This is a genomic window from Paenibacillus sp. P4_A7 (assembly GCF_056402455.1).
The window spans coordinates 1-22,854 of record NZ_JBFUHJ010000008.1 but is presented as its reverse complement, the minus strand read 5'-3'; the positions used below and the strand labels follow the sequence as shown (position 1 = coordinate 22,854).

Here is a 22,854-nt window from a genome sequence, read left to right as displayed (position 1 = left end):
TGGCTAAACATTACCGGAATAACTGACCAAAGTTTCCGGAATACGCAAGTAGCTAGGAATAAAGGGCTCTTGCAGTTATTTTGTATTTCGTAGGGTAACCACCGGTATGTTTCTTAAACATATTGTTGAAGTAACTTTGGTTATGATAACCGACTCGGATCGCAATTTCCTGCAGATGCAAATCGGTTGTCATAATCAATTCCTTGGCTTTCTCGATACGTTTGATGTTTAAATAGTTGGAGAAAGTATCATTCATGGCCTTTATGAATTGTTGTCCCATATACGCCGCATTCACATTAAAAGCGTTGGATATGGTTTTGAGTGAAATGTTTTCCATATAATGACGGTCAACATAGTCCAGCAAGCGCTTGATGATCGGATTCATATCTTCGTCTCTCAGATGAGCAATCTGAAAAGTTGCCTGTGCTAGCGAAATAAGCCATTGCCTTAGTTCATCCATGTTTTGTTGTTGCTGCAACTCTGCTACAAGACTTCCCTGATTTTTCATCTGAAACGCATGATCAGGGTCTATTTTATGGGTATAGCTAAGCAAGTGGTGAGCAATTTCAATAGTGACGTTCTGTACGAGCGAAGGCGAAATACCTCCTATACTGGATAGTTCGGATAAAGTTTCCTCAATAAATGTCAATACTCCGGCGCCATTCCCGTTGATCAAACAAGACTGTAACCGATTATAATCGATGTTGATTGGAATGATGCTTTTCAGGGGAGATTGCTCCGAGTCATCCATAATTGTATTCATTGGCATTACAAGGCTGTAATCCATTAAATGCAGAGCACGTTTATAACTGAGATGGACGTCGGGCAGCTCCCTTTCCCGGGTCCCGATCGTGATAAACACATCACGTTTAAGAAAGGCTGTAATTGATTCAGAGCATTCCCTTAAAACATTCTGTATTTGCAGAGTTTTGTCTTCAGAATCGCTAGGAAATATACATACGATATGTCCATAGGGATCACAGACTGTAACAGCCCACGTTGCAAGCTCTGAGCAAATATTTTCGGCGGCATATTGAATCAAATCCCTGTCATGATCGGTATCGGAATCTCTATATAAAATCTTTATTAAGCTGACGATGATATAAGGAGAATCAAATTTGATGTTTAGCAAATCGGCTCTTTGCTCAAGTTCCTGGCGTCTGATTCGATTCACTAGCCAACGGTTGATAATATTATTTCTCAGAATGACTGCATCGCTTCTCAACTGTGTTTGTTCAGATAAATAACGTTCTATTTTCCAGTAGATCCCGATCAGTGTGTCGGACAACTCTTCCCGATTTACCGGTTTGAGCAAGTAATTCTCAATTCCAAGCACAGCTGCTTCCTTCACCAACGGGAAGTCGGCATGACCACTAAGAATGACACATTTGATTAGCCGATTGAAGGACTTTGTCCATTGGATCAATTGAAGTCCATCCATATTAGGCATTTTTATATCAGTAATCAGGACGTGAATCGTTCTGCATTCCATGATCGCCATCGCTTCCGCTGCGGATTGGACTGTGCCGACTACCTCCATGCCGTAGTCTTCCCAATCAACCAAACGCTGCAATCCTTGAATAATTTTCGGCTCGTCATCAACCAGCAAAACTTTGTACATCACTCAGCATCTCCTCTCGGCTTTTTGTTGGAATACAGATACGTACGGTAGTGCCCCTATCGGATTTGCTGTCAATATCCACTCCGTATTCCTTACCGAATAATAATTGAATACGCCTATGAACATTGGAAAGACCAATTTTATTGTGGTTTATTTCACTAGTGATTCTGAGCTGTTCTCTGATTTGATCTCTCGTTGAGTCATTCATCCCCCGCCCGTCATCCGATATTTCAATCACAATCTGCTGTTCTTGCCTGTAACCGTGGATCGTTATATGGTTTTCGGGTCTTGAATGATCTACAGCATGAATCAAAGCATTCTCAATGATCGGTTGCAACAGATGCTTGGGAATACCGAATCGATGAATGCTTTCATCGATTCGAAAATCGAATACCAGGTTATTACTATACCTGACGTGGTACATTTCGAGATAGCTGTTACAGAATTCCAACTCGTCTTTGATCGTAACGACCAACTCTCCTTTGATGCTATTTCTGAACAGTTGGGCAAGAAGCTCAATCATATGCCCTGTACTCTCATCTCCATAAGATAATGCTTCCATTCGGATTACTTCCAGTGTGTTGTACAAAAAGTGGGGATTGATTTGGGCTTGAAGCGCATGGATCTGGGCGTCCTTCTGCAATAAATCAGAAATGTAGATCTTATTGATATAATCCTTGAGCGTATTGCACATATGATTGAAATTAACCGCTATGCTGTTGATCTCATCCTGATTCTTGCTGACGGGAATCTGGTAATTCAAATTGCCCATCTGTACTTTCTGGATTGCTTTATTGATGAGATTAACCCTTCTTGAGAATAACCGAATACTGACTATACCGAAACATAAGGCAAACGCCGCACACGCTGCAGCGATAAGTACAACCGTGTTTATGGAAGACTGGATGGAAACCATAATTTGAGACCGCGGCAGTATAGCTACGACATAATAGCCGAGTTTCTCATTATACAAGGAACTGACGAGACTGGCTTCCTCCAAACGGGTAATCGGTGTCGGACTGTCTTGCCGGAAATGAGGGTATGTCTTCCCGTAATAGTCGCCGGTAGTGTCCAAAATCACGTCACCGTTTTGACTTAACACAATAATTTCAGGTGAAAACTTACCGCTAACAATTTTGTCGAAATGGCCGACAATTCGTTCTGCGTTATAGTTTACGGTCAGGATGGCGATGCTTCGGTTGTACAATGAAGTGTTATCCTTATCGGAAAGGGCAAAGGGAGCGCGGATGTTCGATGAAATCGAAAAAATTCGCAATTGCTTTGAAGTTGCATAATCTTGAAGATATGAGGGCGTAATCGAGAGACCATAAAAAGCATCGTCCATTTTCCTGAAAGAGGATGTGTTGTTCGCAATGAAACTCTGGCTGTTCAAGATCAAATAATTAGAGGTAAACATGAGGTCTTCGCTGATCTTCTTATACAGTACGGCATCAAAGATATCGTTATCCTGGGATGCAACTGCATTAAGGTAGTTATTGATCACAGATGCTCCTATGTAATCAACTTCGTTGTAATTGGTAATTGTCCTGGAAAGAAAGTCCATCATACTTTGGTGTTGTACCGGATTAAGATAAATCTGCCTTGTCAGTAAAGTTACAGAATCGGATTTTTCTTCCATATAATTCATTGCGCTGGAAGCGCTCTCTTTGACCTTGTGAAGACCGTCTTGTTCGGCGGACCGCTTCAGACTGTGAATGACGGACATGCTGAATAGAATGACCGTGAGGATAATGATCGCCGTGTATATGATAAGAAGTCGATTGAAAAATTTCCGTTTAATAAATCTTGAATACAGTGATATCATCGTTTGGTTAACCTCCAGGCAAAGAGTTCATAATTATTGCAAATTCCTAAAATTCTAAGAATAGCATTCCATTATGAGATCGTATTACTATGAACCTATGGGATTTCAGAAATCAAACATATCATAGGTTAGGGGTACTTAGATGTCAACAAACAACTTGCATGTCAATAAACAGAAGGTGTACATGGCCAAAAGGAATAAGGGGATGGATTCAGGGAAAATAACCCTACTGCTAATGGCAATTCCTTGCGTTATTATCTTGATTGTATTTTCTTATCTCCCATTGGCGGGTTGGGCCATGGCATTCTTCGATTACAAACCGGGACTCAAATTGTTAGATACCGAGTTTGTGGGCTTTAAGTGGTTTGTGTTCGCGTTTGACGACCCTGAGTTGTCCAACGTGCTGCGCAATACTCTTGTTCTTAGTTTTCTCAGTCTGTTATCTACGCCGATTGCTGTAATATTTGCCATCTTCCTTATGGAGATGACGAATAGCAGACTACGGAAGCTTATTCAGACGATAAGCACATTACCCAATTTTATCAGTTGGATTCTGGTCTTCTCTTTTGCTTACGCTATATTTGCCCCAGGGGATGGCATTCTTAATAAAGTATTGCTCAATCTGGGTTGGATCTCTGAACCGCTTAACCCTCTGGCAAACTCCGACATTGTCTGGTATTTTCAAACAGCCATCTCGATATGGAAATCGCTGGGCTTCGGAGCCATCATCTATATTGCTGCAATTGCAGGGATCGATCAGGAACAATACGATGCAGCTTCGGTGGATGGGGCGGGTCGATTCACGCGGATGTGGCATATCACTATGCCCGGTCTGATTCCCACTTTCATCACACTGCTGTTGTTGAATATCGGCGGGCTGCTAAATACGGGATTTGAACAATACTTTCTGTTTCAGAATGGGCTTACCCAATCTAAGATTCAGGTGCTGGATGTGTATGTTTATAGGCTTGGCATCACACTCAACAATTATCCGATGTCTACGGCGATTGGAATGGCCAAGACAGTTATCAGTATTATTCTGCTGTTCAGTGCCAACTATATTTCGAAGAAATTAAGAAACCAGTCGATATTTTAACAAGGAGGAAAAACGATGAAGAAGAGAGATTATACATTCCAAATTATCAATGCAACAGTTTTCTTGCTTTTTACTCTCTTGTGTATCTATCCCTTCTATTATATCTTTATTGCCTCTGTGAGTGATGCGCACGCTGTAGCTATGGGAGAGGTGCTTTACTTTCCAATCGGATTCCATCTAGATAATTTCAAAAGTGTTCTAAAGTTGGACGGAATCCTGATGGCTTTCGGTATCTCAGCCGCAAGAACGATCGTTGGGACTGCTTTGATGTTGTTCTTCTCCATAATGCTGGCATTTGTGGTAACTAAGAATGTTCTTCCAGGTAGAAAGTGGATATATAGAGCTACTGTGATTACGCTTTTCTTCAACGCCGGACTCATACCCTGGTTCGTTATCATGAAAACCTTAGGGTTAAACAACACCTTTTGGCTCTATGTACTGCCTGGAATGATTTCACCCTTCGCAGTTATATTGATCAAGACGTACATGGAATCGATCTCGACTGCTCTTGAGGAGTCGGCCCTAGTCGATGGAGCTGGATACTTTACGATTTTGTGGAGGATTACTGCACCGGTTTGTCTGCCGGTAATCGCAGCTGTAGCGGTGTTTAATGCGGTGGGCCAATGGAATGCCTGGCAGGACAATTTCTTCCTTGTATCCCATCCGAATCTTCAAACGTTGCAGCTCATGCTTTACAACTACCTGCAGCAGGCGGAGTCTCTTGCCCGAGCAGCAATGCAGGGTGATGTCAAACTGGCAAATGTTGCAAGCAGCAAGCAACTTGATTCCTTTTCGATCAAGACCACTATTACTATGGTAACAGTATTTCCGATCATACTTGTATACCCGTTTATGCAAAAGTTTATTGTGAAGGGCATTATGCTTGGATCGGTGAAAGGATAACTTTCGTTATTGGCCTGCTTGCAGGTTACCAATAAGCATTATGAAAAAATAACAGGGGGTTTGGGTATGAAGAAGCGAATGAGAAACTTGTCGGCAGTGATCCTCATTGCTACACTCACGTTTAACACTGCGTGCGCAGGTAACAATCGCGAGCAGAAAAACATTAACGCAGGTGCTGAACAAGCGGCAACGAATCAGGGTGAGACAGTCGCTCAGGAAAATCCGAGGGAAAAGGTAGGCTTGTCATTCTGGGCAGCAGAATTGTGGGCCAGTTCCCCGACAGGACGTCAGGACGATCCGATTATGAAGCATATCGAAGAGAAGTTTAATATTGAACTCGATATGGAAACCCAGCCATCCGATGAGAAGCTGGCAGCCATTCTCGCCACTAACGATCTGAAAGATATTATGGTTATTCCCAAGAAGAACTTTGATCAAATGAAAAGCCTAGTTATTGATATGGAACCACTTCTTGAAAAATATGGACAAGACATCAAAAAGAACATCAGTCCGGAAACGATTTCTTATTATAAAGATATGTTCGGAGATGGGCAATTGAAATTCCTTGGTTCCGAAATTAGCACTGACGGCCCAGTTTTACCTGAAACGATCTGGGCGGGTCCCTATGTAAGATGGGATTATTACAAGGAGCTCGGTTACCCAGCAATCGAAACACCCGATGATTATATCAAGGTTGTCGCAGAGATGAAAAAGCTTCATCCTAAAAATGAAGACGGAAAGCCTTACCACGGGTTCTCATTATGGTTGGACTGGGGCTACGGAATACTGGCCGATCACTGGAACGTAAGACGTCAAGGAGCAGAAGTGATAGGCGGACTGACGAATATTCTTCAAATCGACAGGGAGTCCTTCGAATACTTCAACAAATACACGAATGAAAACTCGGGATTCTGGGCTGATCTTGATTTCTGGAATAAGGCCAACAAAGCGGGGCTCATTGATCCGGACAGTTGGACGCAAAAGTATGATCAGGCTGTTCAGAAATATAATACTGGACAGGTACTTGCCACCTATATTAACTGGGTGATTGGCGGATCAAACGCCTATTTCCAATCCAAGAAGATCTACGATAAAGGTTGGACCGCAGACAACCCAATTCCTATGAGTGGAGAAAACTATTATTACAATACGGCAAACAAAGGACAAAACTTTGTGTATGCAATCAGCAAAGACTCGAAAAATCCAGAAAGAGCAATGGAATTGATCAACTACCTCTATTCTGTTGAAGGCGTGCTTACGATTATTAATGGGATCGAAGGACAGGATTGGGTAAACGAGAACGGTGAGTATAAATATACAGATACTTATTTCGAGAACGAGAAAGACGCCGAAAACGCCTTGAAGTTCGGATATCGGAAATATGCGAACCAATCCGGACTAGATATAACGGGGTTCATCCCTGGCACTAAGAATCCACTTGATTTCAGAAATAATCAATCCTACATGAAGATCCAACTGGAAAAGCCCGAAAATGCGCTGAAAAAGGAAATTACTTCGTACTACAATGCGGAATTTCCGAACAAGATACCGCCCAAGGGCCAAGAGTACGGCAAAACACGCGTGGCAGAACTTTCTCCGTTGCTGCCGCCTAGTGAGCCAGATGAGATTAAGCTGATTTCGGACCGTATCGTCAATTATCTGAACCAGGAGGTCATCAAGCTCATTCTTGCGGATGACTTCGTCGGTCACAAAGCGAAGATCATCAAGGAACTTGAGAAGATGGGGATTGACAAGGTTTACACTTTCTGGGACGGGGAAATGAAGAAAGCCCTCTCGGAGCTTAACTGATAATTAACCTCCATACAAAGACAGGCAAAATGAGAACTCCCCCTTACATCTACATAAAGGCGGAGTTCTCTTGATAAAAAGGGGGCGGTACATATGGCAAGCGACGAGATTCGGGATTACAGCAGCCAGCCAATACAACCCATTCGGATTGAAACTGGTAAATACCTGGTGGGGGCACAAGCATGCAATCTGTGGAACAGCTCTTCCGCATGGGAGAAAATCAAGCCTTTTACAAATCGAAAGTCTGTACTTGGTTGGTATGATGAGGCGGACCCCCGTCTCATTGATTGGGAGATAAAATTTGCGTTAGAGCATGGCATTCACTTCTTTATGAACTGTTGGTATCGATCCAAAAATAATTTGGGGAAGCGTCCGATTACGGCCGAATACGATCATTGGCTAAGAGGTCTGGAACTCAGCAGGTACGGAGATCTAATGAGATTTATGATCATGTGGGAGAACGCTAACGACATCGCTTCCGGAGTGGATTCTGAAAGGGATCTCATTGAAAATCTGCTGCCATATTGGGTGGAAAAGTACTTTTCTAGATCCAATTACCTTGTACTGGATGGAAAGCCGGTTCTGTCGATTTACAATATCGGTCTGCTGGTTGAGCAACTTGGTGGAAGTCTTCCTGCTGCAAGAGCGATTGAGAATATGCGTAAGCGCTGTATAGAGGCTGGATTTAAAGGTTTGATCATTTTCGGTCAATATTGCTGGGGGCCGATAACAGAGCGGAATCAGCTTATGAGAGATATCGGTCTGGATTACAGCTTCTCGTATCACTGGCCTACGTTTGCAGATGGCTCTTCGAATCCCGGAGCGAAATTCTTCGGTGACAATCCCGATTCCATTATTCTCGCGCAGAAGAAATGCTGGGAGGTGCAGTCCCTGGGGGCTGTTCCTAATATCGTGACTTGTTCCATGGGATGGGACTCGGCACCGTGGAATTATTCTTGCACAGACCAAACGTGGCGCCTTGAACCCCGTGATTTTCAAAGATTGTGCGAAACTGCTAGACAGGAGCTTGATTCCCGGCACAGCGGCGGATTGGAAAGTACTATAATTCTGCTGGATAACTGGAATGAATACGGAGAAGGGCATTATATCTTTCCAACCGAAAAATATGGCTTTTCCTATTTGGAAGCTGTACGTGAAGCTTTCAGGACAGTTTAGAAGTAAATATGTGGAAGGGGATGGGGTTTTTGTATCGGAAACTAATGATCAAAATCGCAGTCTGTATTTTAATCCTTTCAATTTTCTTGCCGTGTTTGGGCATTATCGGTCTGGAAGAGAATGAAGTTGAAGCGTCAGAAACGGCCATGGACATTGCGCTTAATAAGCCTTTAACCACGTCTTCCTATACAAATTATGAGGGCGGGTATGCCAATATAGCTCTGGGAAGCCGGGCCGACTCCTCCTCTCACCTGGGGATCAATACCGCAGTTAAAGCAGTAGACGGCGATCTTAACACAGGATGGGTAGCAGCGAATGCAACATTCCCTCAAACAATTATCGTTGATTTGGATGCGATCTCCACGCTGGGGGTAGTGAAACAGCATTTTCAGACAGATACCACTTGGTACTACAAAATTGAAGGTTCCAATCAAAATACGCCAAACAGCTGGTCCTGGTCCATTCTGGCTGACCGTACCCAAACCGGTGTTAACGGCAGCATAATAGAAGAAATTGTACAGGGAAGATACAGATTTGTCAGGCTTGTGATTACCGGTTCTGGAGACGGGAGCCCAGCAAGCAGCATGGAGCTCGAAGTCAAAGGCGAAACCTATGCTCAGCCCCAGGATCTGGTTCCGACCCCTGTTCCTGTCGATACCGGTGACAAAATCGTAGTGGCGCAGTCGTGCAACTTGTGGGGAAGCCGCTATTTCTGGGAAAGCACGAACCCCGTTCTTTATCCGGAGCGGACTCCCCTCATGGGTTATTATGACGAGAATTACGACGTGTCGACAGATTGGCAGATCAAGATGGCTGTCGAGAACGGCATAGACGGTTTGTTTTCATGCTGGTTTAGACAAAAAGGAAATATGGGCAAAGCCCCTGTTATGTCCTCCTTTGATGGCTTGACGCACTCCTTGGCCAACAGCGCTCAGCATAGGGAGTATTTGAAATGGGCCATACAATGGGAAAATTCCAATGAGTCAGCCGACGGTGTCTCGGACATAAATGATTTCCTGAACAATCTGGTCCCTTTCTGGATAGAGGAGTATTTCTCTAAATCCAATTATCTGAAAGTTGAAGGCAAGCCAATATTATCTATCTACAGCTTGTCCAAATTCATCAGCGATGTCGGTGGGGAAGAGAATGCCAAGAATGCCATTATCCAATTCCGCCAGGCAGTGGCGGCTGCCGGCTATCCTGGCGTTATCCTGATGACAGCCGAGAACTCGAATACAACACAAAGTTTCGCTGCCGCTAAAGACATAGGAATCGATTATATATATTCCTATCACATCCCGACCTTTATGGACACGAAACCATCTGAAGCGAACATCACGTCTGAGAGCTATGTCCAGTCTCACATCGATTCGTGGAATAATTTCGATTTGAACAGCGAAGTTCCCTATGTTATGACTGTATCAAGCGGTTGGGATGCACGGCCGTGGGGCACGCCTGYACCCGTCTGGGAGATCCCCCCGGATTTGTATGAAGGACTTTTGGACGAAGCGAAAACCAGAATGAATTCCAAATCCGATGGAAATTTGGGCGGCAGATTGCTACTTCTCGACAACTGGAATGAGTATGCTGAGGGCCATTATATCGCACCTACAGAAAAGTATGGGTTCGATTACCTCAATGCAATAAGAAGAATCTTCACCGACGCGACGACCGAACCGGACAATCTGCTCCCAAACAAAAATCAGATTCCGCAGTTACTTACCATTAAGCATGCTACAAGTTTGACTGTAACAACTGCAAACGGAGCATACACAATTTACCAGCCCTATGGAACATTGCAAATGGACTATCAAGCAGAGCCACTGGGTGATGACGGTTTTATGTCCGTCAAGTGGGAAGTTTACGAGATGGATGGGGTCACGCTCACAACTAAGGCTTCAATATCTGGCAACGGTCTGCTAACGGCTAAGTCGAACGGTCAGGTGAAAGTGGTAGTGACGGACAACAGTCAGCCGGAATTAAAGGGCGAGAAAATCATCACAATTAGCAATCAGCCAGAGAACCTTGCGCGGGGTAAAACTGTAACCGCCTCTACCTATGCCGATTATGGCGTAGCAGGAATCTACTATCCGTCCAACGCAGTTGACGGCAATATGGATAGCTGGTGGCTTGTAGATGGTGTGCAATATCCATCTTGGTTACAGGTTGATCTGGGGGAGCCTAAAGCTCTCGGTACAATCATTCAGTATGCGGCAGTATCCCAAACCTATAAATTTAAAATAGAGGGTTCATTAGACGGTGAAAACTGGGTGTTGATGGTAGACCGCAGTATAGTGGGTGTCACCGGGGAAAAGATCACAGAAGTGGTCAATGGGAGCTATCGGTATGTAAGAATGACGTTCCTTCAAGCCAATGCCTGGCCGTCCAGCAAAGAGTTTGAAATCTATGGCAGTACCGGTGAAGTCATCCCGGACAATATCCCCGTAGCTACCATTGAAGTTTCGGGCGAGGGAGGAACGAATGAAATCACGTTAAACGGGCAGAGTTTACAGATGATTACCGATGTTCTGCCTGCAAATGCAACAAACAAAGCCGTTGCATGGTCTGTTTGGGCAGAAGACGGCAAATCGCCTACAGATGTGGCATTTATAAATAACACTGGGCTGCTCTATCCAAATAAAAACGGAACGGTTCTCGTTCGTGCGGAGGCTGGAGATGGTTCAGGAGTAATTGGTACCGTTCCGGTCAATATCATCGGGCAGAAAGTGAATCTCGCTTACAAAAAACAGGCAACCGCTTCGGAGTACACCAATTACGGAGGAGATGCGCTGTTCTCCCCGGATCTTGCCGTAGATGGAAATCCTGAGACAAGATGGCTGGTGGATGGTGTGAAGTATCCATCATGGTTTAAAGTCGATCTCGGTGAGAAGTATTCCCTAACTCATGTCTTCCAATGGTTTGCGGACACTGATATCAAGACCTACAAATACAAGATCGAAGGTTCGGCGAACGGTTCGGATTGGGAGACCCTTGTTGATCGAACGAAAGATGGCATGCAAGGTCCAATGATTACCGAAGAAGTAGAAGGAATCTACCGATATGTACGAATGACAATCACCGATGCCAACGCTTGGCCGAGTAGTAGGGAATTTAAGGTATGGGGAGAAGCATTGCCGCCAAGTGAAGGAGAAAATTCTCCTGGCGATCCCGGTAACCCGACAAATCCTACCGATGTTAAGTTAGGTAACAGCGGGCTACAAGTTACTGTGACTAGAGAAAAGAATGACAATAATCAGACAGTAGTCAGATTAGCGGTGACTGCGGACGTCCTGGCGCAAGCTTTCTCCTTGAGTAAACAATCTGCACTCATACTCGAGGTGAAGAACACGGATCCTGTGGTCAAGGTTGATGTTCCCGCTTCAGCTCTTCAGGATGCGGCAGAGAAATGGTCTGATGCAGGCTTACTGATCAAGGTGGATGGTGCCAGTTATCTACTTCCTGCAAAAATTTTAAAGAATATTCCTAGGGATACGAAGATCACCATTACGATTACTAAATTAGCCGAAGAAATGGCAGGTGTCATTAAAAGCCAAGTTGTAAAAATGGGATTCATGCATATGTTGGCAAGTCCTGTTGATTTCAGAGTTGAATACAATGGCAAAGAAGCCACGGATTTCAGCGGCATCTATATCAGTCGAACACTTTCGTTTGCTGCTGCTTCGGATATTTCGAAAGTGACGGCCGTATGGGTTGATGACGATAACGGCTTACATTTTATGCCTTCGGTAATTTCCCGTGAAGATGATCGTTTTGAGATAACGGTATATTCCCCTCATAACAGTATTTACACGGTAATTGAATCGGAGAGATCCTTTAACGATCTTGTTGGACACTGGGCTTCAGAGGATGTCAAATTGCTAGCAAACAAACTTATTATCAATGGGATCAGCAATAAGGAATTTGTACCAGATGCAAGTATTACAAGGGCACAGTTCGCAGCACTACTCGTAAGATCCCTTGGTTTGTCCACTACTGTAACAGATTTGAAATTCTCGGATATTAGAGGAGGGACTTGGTTCTCCGGTTCGGTCGGAGCAGCCAGTAAGGCAGGGATAATCAATGGTTATGAAGACGGTTCTTTCCGACCGCACGACACCATCACACGTGAGCAGATGGCTGTGATGATTGCGCGAGCGATAGAGTTCACCGGTAAAACGGTCAATCCGGCGGAATTCGTTCTTGACCAATTCGAAGATCAGGGAGACATTTCCGATTGGGCGTTGGAATCGGTAGCAATCACCCGATATGCAAATATTATGCAGGGTTTGTCAGATTCCACATTTTCCCCCAAGGAAGAAGCGACACGAGCCCAAGCTGTCACCATACTGAAGCGGATGCTTCAATATTTGCAATTCATCAATTAAGAGGCTGAAATATCATTTAAGATGCATGTGCATCGCATACGATGCGGGATAATCAGTTAGGGTTAATTCCGGAACAATAGGCATTTTTAATAGATGTGATGTAGCGCTTGAATTAGAACGCGGGGTGTATAGGGTTGAATGAATTTATAAATAGAAATTTATTGTCGCATACTTGGCATTCGTTGAATGAAGGGGAAATAACGATCGGCTTTATGGGTGGCTCAATAACTGACGGGAGGCCCCGTAACAACTGGCCCGAACCGGTTGCTGCATGGTTTAGCGAACAATTTCCTTCAGCTAAAATATGCATTGAGAATGCGGCTATTGGGGCTACCGGCAGCGATTTGGCGGTGTTTAGAGCGCAACGAGATATCATTGACCGTGGATGTGATTTGGTATTTATCGAATATGCGGTCAATGATCTATATGTTGGATCCGAGCAGAGGAATAAAACAAGGGAAACGCTGATCAGGTCTATCCTTGGCAATGGGAATTGCGATGTCATTCTCGTGTACACCTATCATCAGGATATGTATACAACCATGATGCAAGCAGAAATGCCGGCATCCGTAGCGGAATTCGAACAACTGGCGGAGCATTATGGAATCGGGTCTGTGTGGGTGGGACTCCATGCTTTGAACGAACTCAAAAAAGGGAGATTCAGTTGGGAAGAATGGCTACCTGACGGTGTCCATCCATCGACCCGGGGAAGTTTGAGCTATGCTCAAGGTGTAATTGCATTTCTTGAGGTGGAGCGTGAAAGGTACATCCAAGCGGAATCGAAAGCTGCTCCGACATCATTGCCGGCACCCATGTTTGATGGATTATGGCATTCGGTATCTCTTCATTCTCTGAAAGCCGCATCTATTGAAGGTCCCTGGGTACTCAAAAGGTGGCTGCATCACGTCTGGATCGATCAAGTATTAGAAACATCGGCAGTGGGAGCGAAGCTTTCCTTCTCCTTTTATGGGAAAGGTCTGGCACTAGGTCTTGATTTCGGTTGGAAGACGGCTGAATTTAACTACCGGATTGATGATTCGGACTGGGTTTTCTCAGACCGTGCAAGGCCGGAGTGGCTGCCAGATGATGGGCTGTTTTCCCTCTATCTTGTTTCGGACTCGTTGCAAGAAAGTCATCATCGGTTTGAGTTGGAAGTGGTGCATGGAAATACCCCTAATTGTAAGGGGACAAATTTCCGGCTTGGTTTTATCGGCGTTATAAGCAGTTGATTCAAACTCTTCTGATTCGTACGGGATGAACGATTTAGAGGGGAAGTTGCGATTGCACCGGGGAGGAAGGGGGATCGGCACAGAGTGTGCTGGTCCCTTGCTGTGGCCCGGGTTACAAGTAATCGTCAACAATCAGAGCAATCATGCGGAGACGGAGCACACAGCGGAGGAGCAACTGATAAGGCTGAAACACTGCACTTCAATGATGGTAACGCCGGTGTTGAGCAAAGGACCTCTGGGCGCCTTGGGTGTATCCTGATGAATATTCAGTCAGGTGAGAATTTATAAAGAGCGTAAGGAGTGTTGGAAGATGAAATTGAATGCAACGGCAACGGATCGTTTAACACCATCCAGCAAAGGAAGCGTACATATTGAAGGATATCTGGGGCAAAGAATTGTCTCCTGTATTCACAACGGCGTCATGGCCGCCAATCATGCTTTATTCCAGATCCCGTTTCGGGATAAAACGGATGAAGGCGGTAGTTGGGGGGGGGAATTTTGGGGCAAATGGTTTACCTCCGCAGTACTGGCCTATCAGATTGAACCAACTGATCATCACGGGGCGATTTTGGCTGATGCGGTTCAGGGTTTGATAGATACGCAGTCGGAGAATGGCCGTATCAGCAGCTATGAGAACGATTTTGGGGACTGGGACATCTGGGGAAGAAAGTATGCCTTGCTTGGACTGATCGCCTACTATGATTTGACCGGAAAACAGGAGGCATTGCAAGCGGCTGTTTTAGCCACGGACGAGCTTATTCGGATATCCGGTCCCGGCCGAAAAAAGCTGACGGAAACGGGGCTCTCGCTCTTGGAGGCATTATCGTCTTGTTCCGTCCTGGAACCTGTCGTATTGTTGTTTCAGCGAACAAGTGATCAGAAGTACCTTGATTTCGCCGAGTACCTCGTTTCGCTTTGGAGCGAACCGAGCGCTTACAATCCGAAAGGAATCCGACTTATCGAGGATGCAATTGCGGGAATCGAACCCCTGAAAATTGCATCACCTAAAGGTTACGAAATGATGTCCTGTTATGAAGGCTTGTGCGAATTGTACCGGGCTACAGGAAAGCATGAGTACCTTGGAGCCGCAATCAAATTTGCCGATTTGGTAAGAGAAAAGGAAAGTATGATCGTAGGTTCCGGTTCCAGCGGTGAATTGTGGTGCGATGGGGCTAAAAGGCAGACTGAACTGCTGGAACAGCCTATGGAGACCTGTGTCACGACAACCTGGATCAAATATTGCTACCAGTTGCTGCGTCTTACAGGTGATCCGAAATGGGCAGATGAAATGGAAATTACGCTATATAATGCATTGCTCAGCGCAATGGTTCCGAGCGGCAACTGGTGGGCATATTTTTCGCCTTTGGTTGGGGAACGTGTACCTAGTCATATGCAGGTCCCACTCGTGCAGTGCAGTTGCTGCTCGGCGAATGGTCCACGCGGACTCCTCACCGCGTCCGGGTGGGCGGTCATGAACGATGATTCTGGTATAGCCATAAATTTGTATTATCAAGGGAATTGGAGTGGACGAGTGAACAATGGAGACGAAGTCGGCTTTGAGATGGAGACAGCCTATCCTGAACTGGACAAAATTAGAATCAAGGTTAAGCAGAGTGAAATCTGCTCTTATACTATAAAGCTTCGTATTCCAGCATGGAGCCGACAAAACGAACTTCAAGTAAACGGCGAGCGGATTGCCTGCATACCCGGAACGTATACGGAAATCCACAGAGAATGGAAATCGGGGGACGAAATTCACCTGAAGCTGGATTTAAGGGGACGTGTGATTACGGCGCCGGGGAGTATAAACCATAAGGCCGTCATGGTGGGACCGATTGTACTTGCATTAGACAGTCGGCTTTCCGACGCAGAGAAGCATGTCAGTCTTTGGCTCGATCATGAACAGATGGAGCGAAAGCACAACCAAGACTGGAACATTGATTATGTTCTCCTGGATAACTGCTCCGATGAAGAAACCTACATTGATCTTGTGTCTGCTGCATCAAAGCCCGAGGGGGTATGGATGGCTTTTGAGGTACCTTTTCTTATCAGACCGTCACATTTCGTCGGACATAAAGAAAGCAAGCTAGTTATGTGTGATTATGCATCCGCGGGTAATGAGTTCAGTGAATCAAATCTATTCAGGGTTTGGCTGCCCCAGCCATTATTCATGGAACAAGCGTTTCCGAAAGGGACTTGGCATATTCTCGTACATTCCGAGGATCGGCCAGGGATTCCCGACGGAACACGGCAACTGAAACAAACAGGATTTTTGAGTTTGTAGTCTTAGAACCTGCTTTCATAAGGGATTAAATGGTAAAAAATAATATTTAAACCTTTAAGAGCTGTTCAAAAAGCCTAATTTTATTGTAAGTTGTATGAAAGGTTCGATGGTACTAGCTAACAAGGAGTGGATTTATTCAGAAATCCTGTCCAAATTTTGTAGACACAATGTAGACCAAAGCGGTAATGAGTAATAATGCAAGGCAATAATGTGCGGTAGAACATAATCAATTAAGCCCTGAGAAGCCATACAGGATAAGGCTTCTCGGGATCAAATGACGAACTATAAACCAACAAGAGAAAATCGGGACAGGGGTTCAAATCCCCTCGCCTCCACCATAAAAACACTGACCGCACGAGGTCAGTGTTTTTGCTGTTGTAGAGAGTAGAATCAGCGATGGTGTTATTTTAACGGACACATGTAATGCTATTTTTACCCAAAAGACCGCTTCAAACTTTCAAAGCCTGACGAATCCAGTGGGCCGTTTGTTCGGGACGTTCGATGGGAAATTGATGACCATATGGAATACGAGTAATATCGAGGTGTTCATATGGCTTTGGAATATAATGTGCTTTGTCCATGTATCCCCATAATATTTTGACTTTGGTCTCATCCCACATCTCAGGATTCAGTTGAATGGACTTCGATTGAGTTAACCATGACATGACCGCGGCGTTAATCGTGCGGATGCGGGGTGATTTTAAATCATGAACCACATAATGTGCGTAATCCTCAAAATATTCGCTGGATGCTATGAAATTCTTGCTTTGAAGCAGCTCTCTTTTCAGTTTGGTAGGTTTTACATATTTTAAAATGAGTTTTGTAACAACTTGAATTCTGTATTTAGGTTTTACAGGATGCAAGACTGGCTGCAGCATAATGAGCTGATGGATCAGCGAAGGCTGGCGTTGCATCACTCGGGCGGCAATCAGTCCGCCAAATGAATGGCCCACCAATATTACGGGTCTGTTCAATTCGATAATCATGGCTGCTACACTGTCTACATAGCCTTCTATGACAGAAGGTTCATGGTGGTATGGAGTGCGTCCAAATCCAGGCAAATCAATGAACCATGTATTTATATCACTTAAAGATCCTGCGATAGGCAATAGGGTATCCGCACCGCTAAACGTCCCATGAAGAAAAATAACAGGTATGCCATGAATATCTTTTTCCAAAGAGATTAAATTCGTTCTTCTTCGTTGAGAAAAGCTCATCTGCCGATTCACTCTTAAATGATTTAACCGATAATCAAGATCGCTGACTATAAAAGGAAGTGTAGATGGCAGGATGGATGATTTCATCTCGCTCATTTGTTCAATTTCTAATTTAGTGTTAACGGGAAATTCTGACTTTACAAGAAAGTTCATGGACTCCTTAGGAATACCAAGGAGCTTTCCAACACCCATTCCAAGAACGGCTTTCAATAACGGAAGGGGTACCCTTCCCAAGGGCTGGGCTGTTTGCAATTCTTTTGCAATAAGCTGAATCAAGACTCGAATCGATGGACTCGCTTGTTTAGAATCTAATAGATAGTAAGTATTGCTTGATAATCCTTCTGTATTAGCAAGCTTTGCAATAAATGAGGCAACATGATCAATATGTACCATGGGCAGCCAGTAGTCGTCGCCACCTGGAACGAGCGGCATAAGGTTTCGTCTCACGGCATCAATTAAGATACTAAGACCTCCAAGCTGCTCCGTCTTCCCTGAGAAGGAATCTCCAACGACGACACTAGGATTAACTGTAGATAATGGGATGTTCATAGCATGAAGAGTTTTACGTATATAGGAGTCCGCTAGAAACTTCATTTTCTCATAGGGCGGTTCTTTATCTAGCAGCTGATCAATATCCGACATTGTATTTTGTTCATGATAAGGACTCATGAAACCTACGACATGGATGAAATGCTTTAAACCTTTTGTGGCGTGAATATCTTTTGCCAGCTGAACAAGGGATTTGGCGGGATAGAGGAATGACTGCTCTGCTTCACTGAGGCTTAACTCAATATTCATGGGTCCGCCAGCATGAATGATCAGATCAGTGGCAAGCATTTGCTCATAGCTAGTATCATCTAAACCTAATCTGGTTTGTGTCAGATCACCAATGACTGGCAGGATGTTAGGCTGTTGATCGGTTGGCAATTGATTTACGATTGCTTGGAAACGGTTTTTTTGACGTATAAGTACATAAAGTTGGTGCTGAGAAGCCAATTCAGAAAGCAGATGCCTTCCGATAAAACCAGTTCCACCTGTTAAAAAGATATTCATTATAAAAACCCTCCTGTTTTATTATTAGTACTAACCAGTACTAATGTGGCTAAAAAATTACTTTAGCAATGAAGCTAAAGCGGGATGAACGGCTTTGATGATATCTGCGTTATTAGAAGCTTGAGCTAAGAAAAGAGCACCCTCGATAGAGGAGACGATGAGTGCAGCTGTTTGTTGGACGGGGAGTTCCGCCTTTAGTTCTTGCTTCGCAATCCCCTCGACTAAAATCAATTCAACGGCATGGAGCTGCCGTTCAAAAAAGCTTTTGATTCTGTCTCTGACTTCGATAGCTTCAAGGGGTGTTTGCATGTAAAGGGTTAGGAACGGACATCCTCCAAGGTAGTTATTTTGTTCAGTATTATCGGTTAGGATGATGAGTAACGTTTCTAATTTTTCTAGAACGGAGGTCTCACTTTGAGACAGGATGTGATTAATCCGTTGTTCGTAGTGTGAAATCAACTGATCAACAATAATGAGGAGCAGTTCCTCCTTGCTCTTAAAATGGTAATAAATATTGGTTTTTGAGACTTTGCTATGTGCGACTATGTCGTCCATGCTTGTCGCTTGAAAACCCTTGGTAAGAAACAATGTGAAAGCTGATTGTAGCGCAATGTCTTTATTGCTAAGTGTATTTTTTCTCATATTAGTACTATATAGTACTAATAACTAGTAGTCAAGTTATGATGATATGGTTAGGTGAAATTTTCATAGTAACGATGGGTTCGAATAAAGGGGAGTCTCTCGGGTGACATCAAAACTGTGGCTACACCCGTAGAAGCCTGAGTGGCGTGATCTTCGGACAGGGGTTCAAATCCCCTCGCCTCCACCAACCTTATCAGAAGAAGCGCCGTGTCAGGTGCTTTTTTTTGTTTTGAATGCGTGGGGTTGGAGAAGCCCTATAATTACTAGGGTTTAGTCCACAATAATAGGCCATTTGAATAAGTGATTTTGATCAACTAAAGGTGTCTGAAAGTGATAAGCTTCCCCCTCCCTTCCGTAGCGGGACAAACAATGCTTCAAAACAAAAAAAGAGGCTTGCATGATCTGCAAACCCCTTTCATTATTAAAAAGTAATTTCAGACATTTTGCGTTCTGCTGCATACTCAACTCGTTCTGCAAAACGTAAACTGTCAGGGCCGCTCATGATCTTCATGTCACACTCTTCGCAGACATGTACTGGTACATGCAGAACTGACACTAGCTTATCACCGTGCCTACCCATTTTCAATACGTGAGACAAATGCATTTCTTCGCCACACATGCATGTAACTTGAGTATTGTTCACAGCACCCTCCATTAATGCAACATTAACCACCATTGCGTTCCCCTCCTTCATTTAGTATAGTCAAACCCATTGAAGTTTAGACGACAAATCTCTCATTGCTTTCGAGGATTGTTAAAGCTAACACATGTTTACCCCCATTGTCCAAGAAGCAAACAGACAAGTCGCCTTGATCTCCATTAACCTTTGCTCCAACTAATGTAAACGAAAATCTCGGTTGGGAAGTGTTAATTGATTTTTTAAACTTCAATGTCGCCTTTCTAACATGAATGCACTTTTGAACGACACTAACGATATCGCTGTACATATCCTTGATATGTTCTCGATACCATCCCCGCTTCTTAAGTAAATCAGGATCATTAGCGTGTTCATCGATAATATGTCCATCCAACCTCAGCAAATTGTCTGCCAAAGGATTTACCGAATCACCAAGTCTAAGGCGGATTTCCTCTAAAACCTTTTCAACTTGCCCAGGTTCCAAGGGTAGAATATCTACACCACCACTACGTATAGCTTTAGATGGTCTCTTATCAATTACTTCAACGAGCTTGTTGTACTGATCCTCGGAGATTTCGATAATATCGTTAGTCACGATTGTGAATGTAACGTTATCCTTAGTAGTTACCTCCATAACGCCCTTCTTTGCTTGAACTGTATTTTCTTCGCTCACAACCAAGAACCCCCGACCGATTTTCTATAACTAGACTACATCTATTGAATGGCGAGACGATTCGTCATTTCATGAGTGATTATATCTTACGTTTAACAATGATAGTGAATACATCTTAGAAGAAAATATCCTTCTCTAGTTCAGTCTCTCACAGTGATATCATACAGAATTTCCCACTGACAGATGTAACAAATTGAAAAGTGAAGGAAAAGGCTAATATTCAAGGTAATTTCTACTATTTACCTAATTTGATATTACCATATAATATCATTACTTTCATTAGAAAATTTAAGAGTTAAGAAATAGATGTAAATCCCCTCAACGAGCCATCAATACTCAACTCTGATTTCCAAAGGTTATTTCTGCATGAAATTTCTTGCGATCATTACTACTTATTCGATAGTTTTTCTTCAGCTATCTGCGTCAAATTTTATCATTTGCAGACTCTCAACTTCAACATCAACGCTAAAGCCTATTAAATGACAAACAACAAACAAACTACGCTTTCGCAGCCTAAGAAACTGTGTGTGTGCTTCTACCCAGCATCTGCCATGTGACTGGATTAGGGGCTAACAAGTAGTGGAATACGCTGTCTCATCTCCGCCTGCGGTGAGCTGAAGAAGACAATCAGGCTGACCCAACGTATAGCCGGTTACGGGGCGATACTCGGGTGACATCAAAACTGTCACTACACCCGTAGAAGCACATGTGGCGTAATCTTCGGACAGGGGTTCAAATCCCCTCGCCTCCACCATGTAAATCCACAACCGCGAGAGGTTGTGGATTTTTGCTTGTGCGCCCAGCATGGGCGCTATCTCTGGAGTTCAAGGGTTCAATTCCCGAATAGCGAAGGCAGTAGTAGCCATTAGCTTAAGACAAAAGTGTCGACCGCGGGGACGAATCTGAAGGAAGTCGTCGGCAAATCTCCGGCCTGAGGAACACGAATCTCATATAAGGCTGAAAGACAAGTCGAAGTCCATACTGCCAAAGGCGAACGGGAATAAATGAGGCGGGTAGATGGAGAGGAGGATAGCATTCTTACCTGGGGAGATCTGTACGTAAAGCGGAAATCATCCGTAACTCTGCTTGCGAGAGTTGACTGAACGTACGGAAGTCAGCAGAAGCTATAGTACGCAAGGTGTTGCAACACCTTGCGTAAGGGCTGAACAGGAAATAGGTATTTGTACATCAAGGCGTTCAGGATGATGTTGAAAGCAGAAAATCCGAAAGGACCTGACCGAAGAAGGAAGCGGTGAATCCCGTGTGGAGCTTCGGTAGGGCAGAGCTTATTCCTGGCACAATTAGTAGGCGCAGCGAAGCTGTTTAATTTACACCGTCAGTTATAATGTCAATGTCCTGCGACGAACGGTTATACATGGAATCCGCGGCGAATACCCTGATTATATATGGAGTATTCGGCAATAAATCAGTAATCTTATATTGCTTGTATTCATTGTATGGATGATCTAGCGGCAGCGAAAGGCTGTTGAACGATTTGTCCACTTCCCCGGTGAGCTTGTTGATCAGCTGAATATTATATTCCAATACGCGCACATTGTCATTTGCTTGCTTTATTGTAAAAGTAACTTCGGTGCAATCGATAGAATTGACCGTAATACCTTCATCAAACTGCGGAGCAATGAGTTCTCTTGTATCGCTCCTGTTGTATGTAAAAGCATCTTTGCCTTCGCCGGCGTTTACTATAAAAGGTATGCCTACAAATTGATTTGTACTTAAATTATACTGTTTGATAATAACTTTGGTGCCGTAAACCTCAAAGAAGTTCGCGATGCGAGGTGCGATAGTGTAATTGATATACGTGCCTTCTATATATTCGCCGTACGGACCGCTATCAATATAACTGGAATATGTCGATGCACCGCATTCGAGATATGTGGCCGCACCTTGATAGAGAGAACGTTCGTCGGTCGGGTCGAAATGCGTATGACCGGATAGGTATACCACTTGAGATAAATGGTTGTCGGCAATATATTTACCTACCTGATCACTTGCTTCGCTGCTCCATTCCCCTGACCACACGGTTCCTTTTATTGGGAAGTGAGAAGATACAAATATCGGTTTTGTTGGATCATAATCTTCTTCTTGTGTAATTTGACTAAGAAAATCATTGGTTTTCGCTACCGTATTATCGTTGTTATAATTACCATCAAAACCTACAAGATTAAACCCTTTTACCTTTACCCTATAAGAATCATTAAAAAAATTGTTGTCGTACGAATTCGTAGATTCGTTCCACGCGCCTGCCGAACCGACCGGTATGAACTCTTCAGCGCCTTCCATATC

Annotated in this window: 14 protein-coding genes and 1 other RNA gene; 8 read left to right on the top strand and 7 right to left on the bottom strand. The window is 44.0% G+C overall.

Annotation, left to right across the window (positions count from 1 at the left end; all coding sequences use genetic code 11):
- Nucleotides 1–52: 52 nt before the first annotated feature.
- Both AC1DWN_RS02395 and AC1DWN_RS02390 read right to left on the bottom strand, forming a co-directional pair.
- A complete protein-coding gene (locus tag AC1DWN_RS02395; RefSeq protein ID WP_477557352.1) occupies nucleotides 53–1,621 on the bottom strand; it encodes a response regulator in 1,569 nt (522 codons plus the stop codon).
- Complete coding sequence (locus AC1DWN_RS02390; RefSeq protein ID WP_477557351.1) at nucleotides 1,599–3,446, bottom strand: sensor histidine kinase; 1,848 nt, start codon at nucleotides 3,444–3,446, stop codon at nucleotides 1,599–1,601. Before AC1DWN_RS02390 ends, AC1DWN_RS02395 begins: the two co-directional genes overlap by 23 nt.
- A gap of 142 nt (nucleotides 3,447–3,588) precedes the next feature.
- Here AC1DWN_RS02390 and AC1DWN_RS02385 point away from each other — a divergent pair, with 142 nt between their 5' ends.
- The 7 genes from AC1DWN_RS02385 (at nucleotide 3,589) to AC1DWN_RS02355 (ending at nucleotide 16,328) form a co-directional block, all read left to right on the top strand.
- On the top strand, nucleotides 3,589–4,542 hold the full coding sequence (locus tag AC1DWN_RS02385) for an ABC transporter permease subunit (RefSeq protein WP_477557350.1): 954 nt from the start codon (nucleotides 3,589–3,591) through the stop codon (nucleotides 4,540–4,542).
- A 15-nt stretch (nucleotides 4,543–4,557) separates the two neighbouring features.
- On the top strand, nucleotides 4,558–5,445 hold the full coding sequence (locus tag AC1DWN_RS02380; protein ID WP_477557349.1) for a carbohydrate ABC transporter permease: 888 nt from the start codon (nucleotides 4,558–4,560) through the stop codon (nucleotides 5,443–5,445).
- 66 nt (nucleotides 5,446–5,511) lie between these two features.
- Nucleotides 5,512–7,254 carry an extracellular solute-binding protein gene (locus AC1DWN_RS02375; RefSeq protein ID WP_477557348.1) on the top strand — a complete coding sequence of 581 codons (1,743 nt, stop codon included), beginning with the start codon at nucleotides 5,512–5,514 and terminating at the stop codon, nucleotides 7,252–7,254.
- A gap of 93 nt (nucleotides 7,255–7,347) precedes the next feature.
- Nucleotides 7,348–8,430 carry a glycoside hydrolase family 99-like domain-containing protein gene (locus AC1DWN_RS02370; protein WP_477557347.1) on the top strand — a complete coding sequence of 361 codons (1,083 nt, stop codon included), beginning with the start codon at nucleotides 7,348–7,350 and terminating at the stop codon, nucleotides 8,428–8,430.
- A gap of 29 nt (nucleotides 8,431–8,459) precedes the next feature.
- Nucleotides 8,460–12,815 carry a discoidin domain-containing protein gene (locus AC1DWN_RS02365; RefSeq protein ID WP_477557346.1) on the top strand — a complete coding sequence of 1,452 codons (4,356 nt, stop codon included), beginning with the start codon at nucleotides 8,460–8,462 and terminating at the stop codon, nucleotides 12,813–12,815.
- 134 nt (nucleotides 12,816–12,949) lie between these two features.
- Entirely contained in the window at nucleotides 12,950–14,044 is a 1,095-nt protein-coding gene (locus AC1DWN_RS02360) for an SGNH/GDSL hydrolase family protein (protein WP_477557345.1), read from the top strand.
- 310 nt (nucleotides 14,045–14,354) lie between these two features.
- Nucleotides 14,355–16,328, top strand: a complete 1,974-nt coding sequence (locus tag AC1DWN_RS02355) for a beta-L-arabinofuranosidase domain-containing protein (RefSeq protein ID WP_477557344.1) — start codon at nucleotides 14,355–14,357, stop codon at nucleotides 16,326–16,328.
- Nucleotides 16,329–16,777: 449 nt separating this feature from the next.
- Here the strand turns inward: AC1DWN_RS02355 and AC1DWN_RS02350 are convergent, their stop codons facing one another.
- The 4 genes from AC1DWN_RS02350 to AC1DWN_RS02335 all read right to left on the bottom strand — a co-directional run bounded on the left by AC1DWN_RS02350 (nucleotide 16,778) and on the right by AC1DWN_RS02335 (nucleotide 20,550).
- Nucleotides 16,778–18,598, bottom strand: coding sequence for an alpha/beta fold hydrolase (locus AC1DWN_RS02350; RefSeq protein WP_477557343.1), 1,821 nt, complete (start codon nucleotides 18,596–18,598; stop codon nucleotides 16,778–16,780).
- A gap of 57 nt (nucleotides 18,599–18,655) precedes the next feature.
- Nucleotides 18,656–19,240 (bottom strand): TetR/AcrR family transcriptional regulator, encoded by a 585-nt coding sequence (locus AC1DWN_RS02345; RefSeq protein ID WP_477557342.1) that lies wholly within the window; start codon nucleotides 19,238–19,240, stop codon nucleotides 18,656–18,658.
- 421 nt (nucleotides 19,241–19,661) lie between these two features.
- Nucleotides 19,662–19,916 carry a YgiT-type zinc finger protein gene (locus tag AC1DWN_RS02340; protein WP_477557341.1) on the bottom strand — a complete coding sequence of 85 codons (255 nt, stop codon included), beginning with the start codon at nucleotides 19,914–19,916 and terminating at the stop codon, nucleotides 19,662–19,664.
- A 43-nt stretch (nucleotides 19,917–19,959) separates the two neighbouring features.
- Complete coding sequence (locus tag AC1DWN_RS02335) at nucleotides 19,960–20,550, bottom strand: hypothetical protein (protein WP_477557340.1); 591 nt, start codon at nucleotides 20,548–20,550, stop codon at nucleotides 19,960–19,962.
- Nucleotides 20,551–20,970: 420 nt separating this feature from the next.
- On the opposite strand from AC1DWN_RS02335, the gene ssrA reads away from it, so the two are divergent.
- Nucleotides 20,971–21,304, top strand: a transfer-messenger RNA (tmRNA) gene (gene ssrA / locus AC1DWN_RS02330).
- Between the two features lie 569 nt (nucleotides 21,305–21,873).
- On the opposite strand, the gene AC1DWN_RS02325 is transcribed toward ssrA, so the two are convergent.
- Nucleotides 21,874–22,854, bottom strand: a 981-nt coding sequence (locus tag AC1DWN_RS02325) for a fibronectin type III domain-containing protein (RefSeq protein ID WP_477557339.1), incomplete at its 5' end; no start/stop codon positions are given.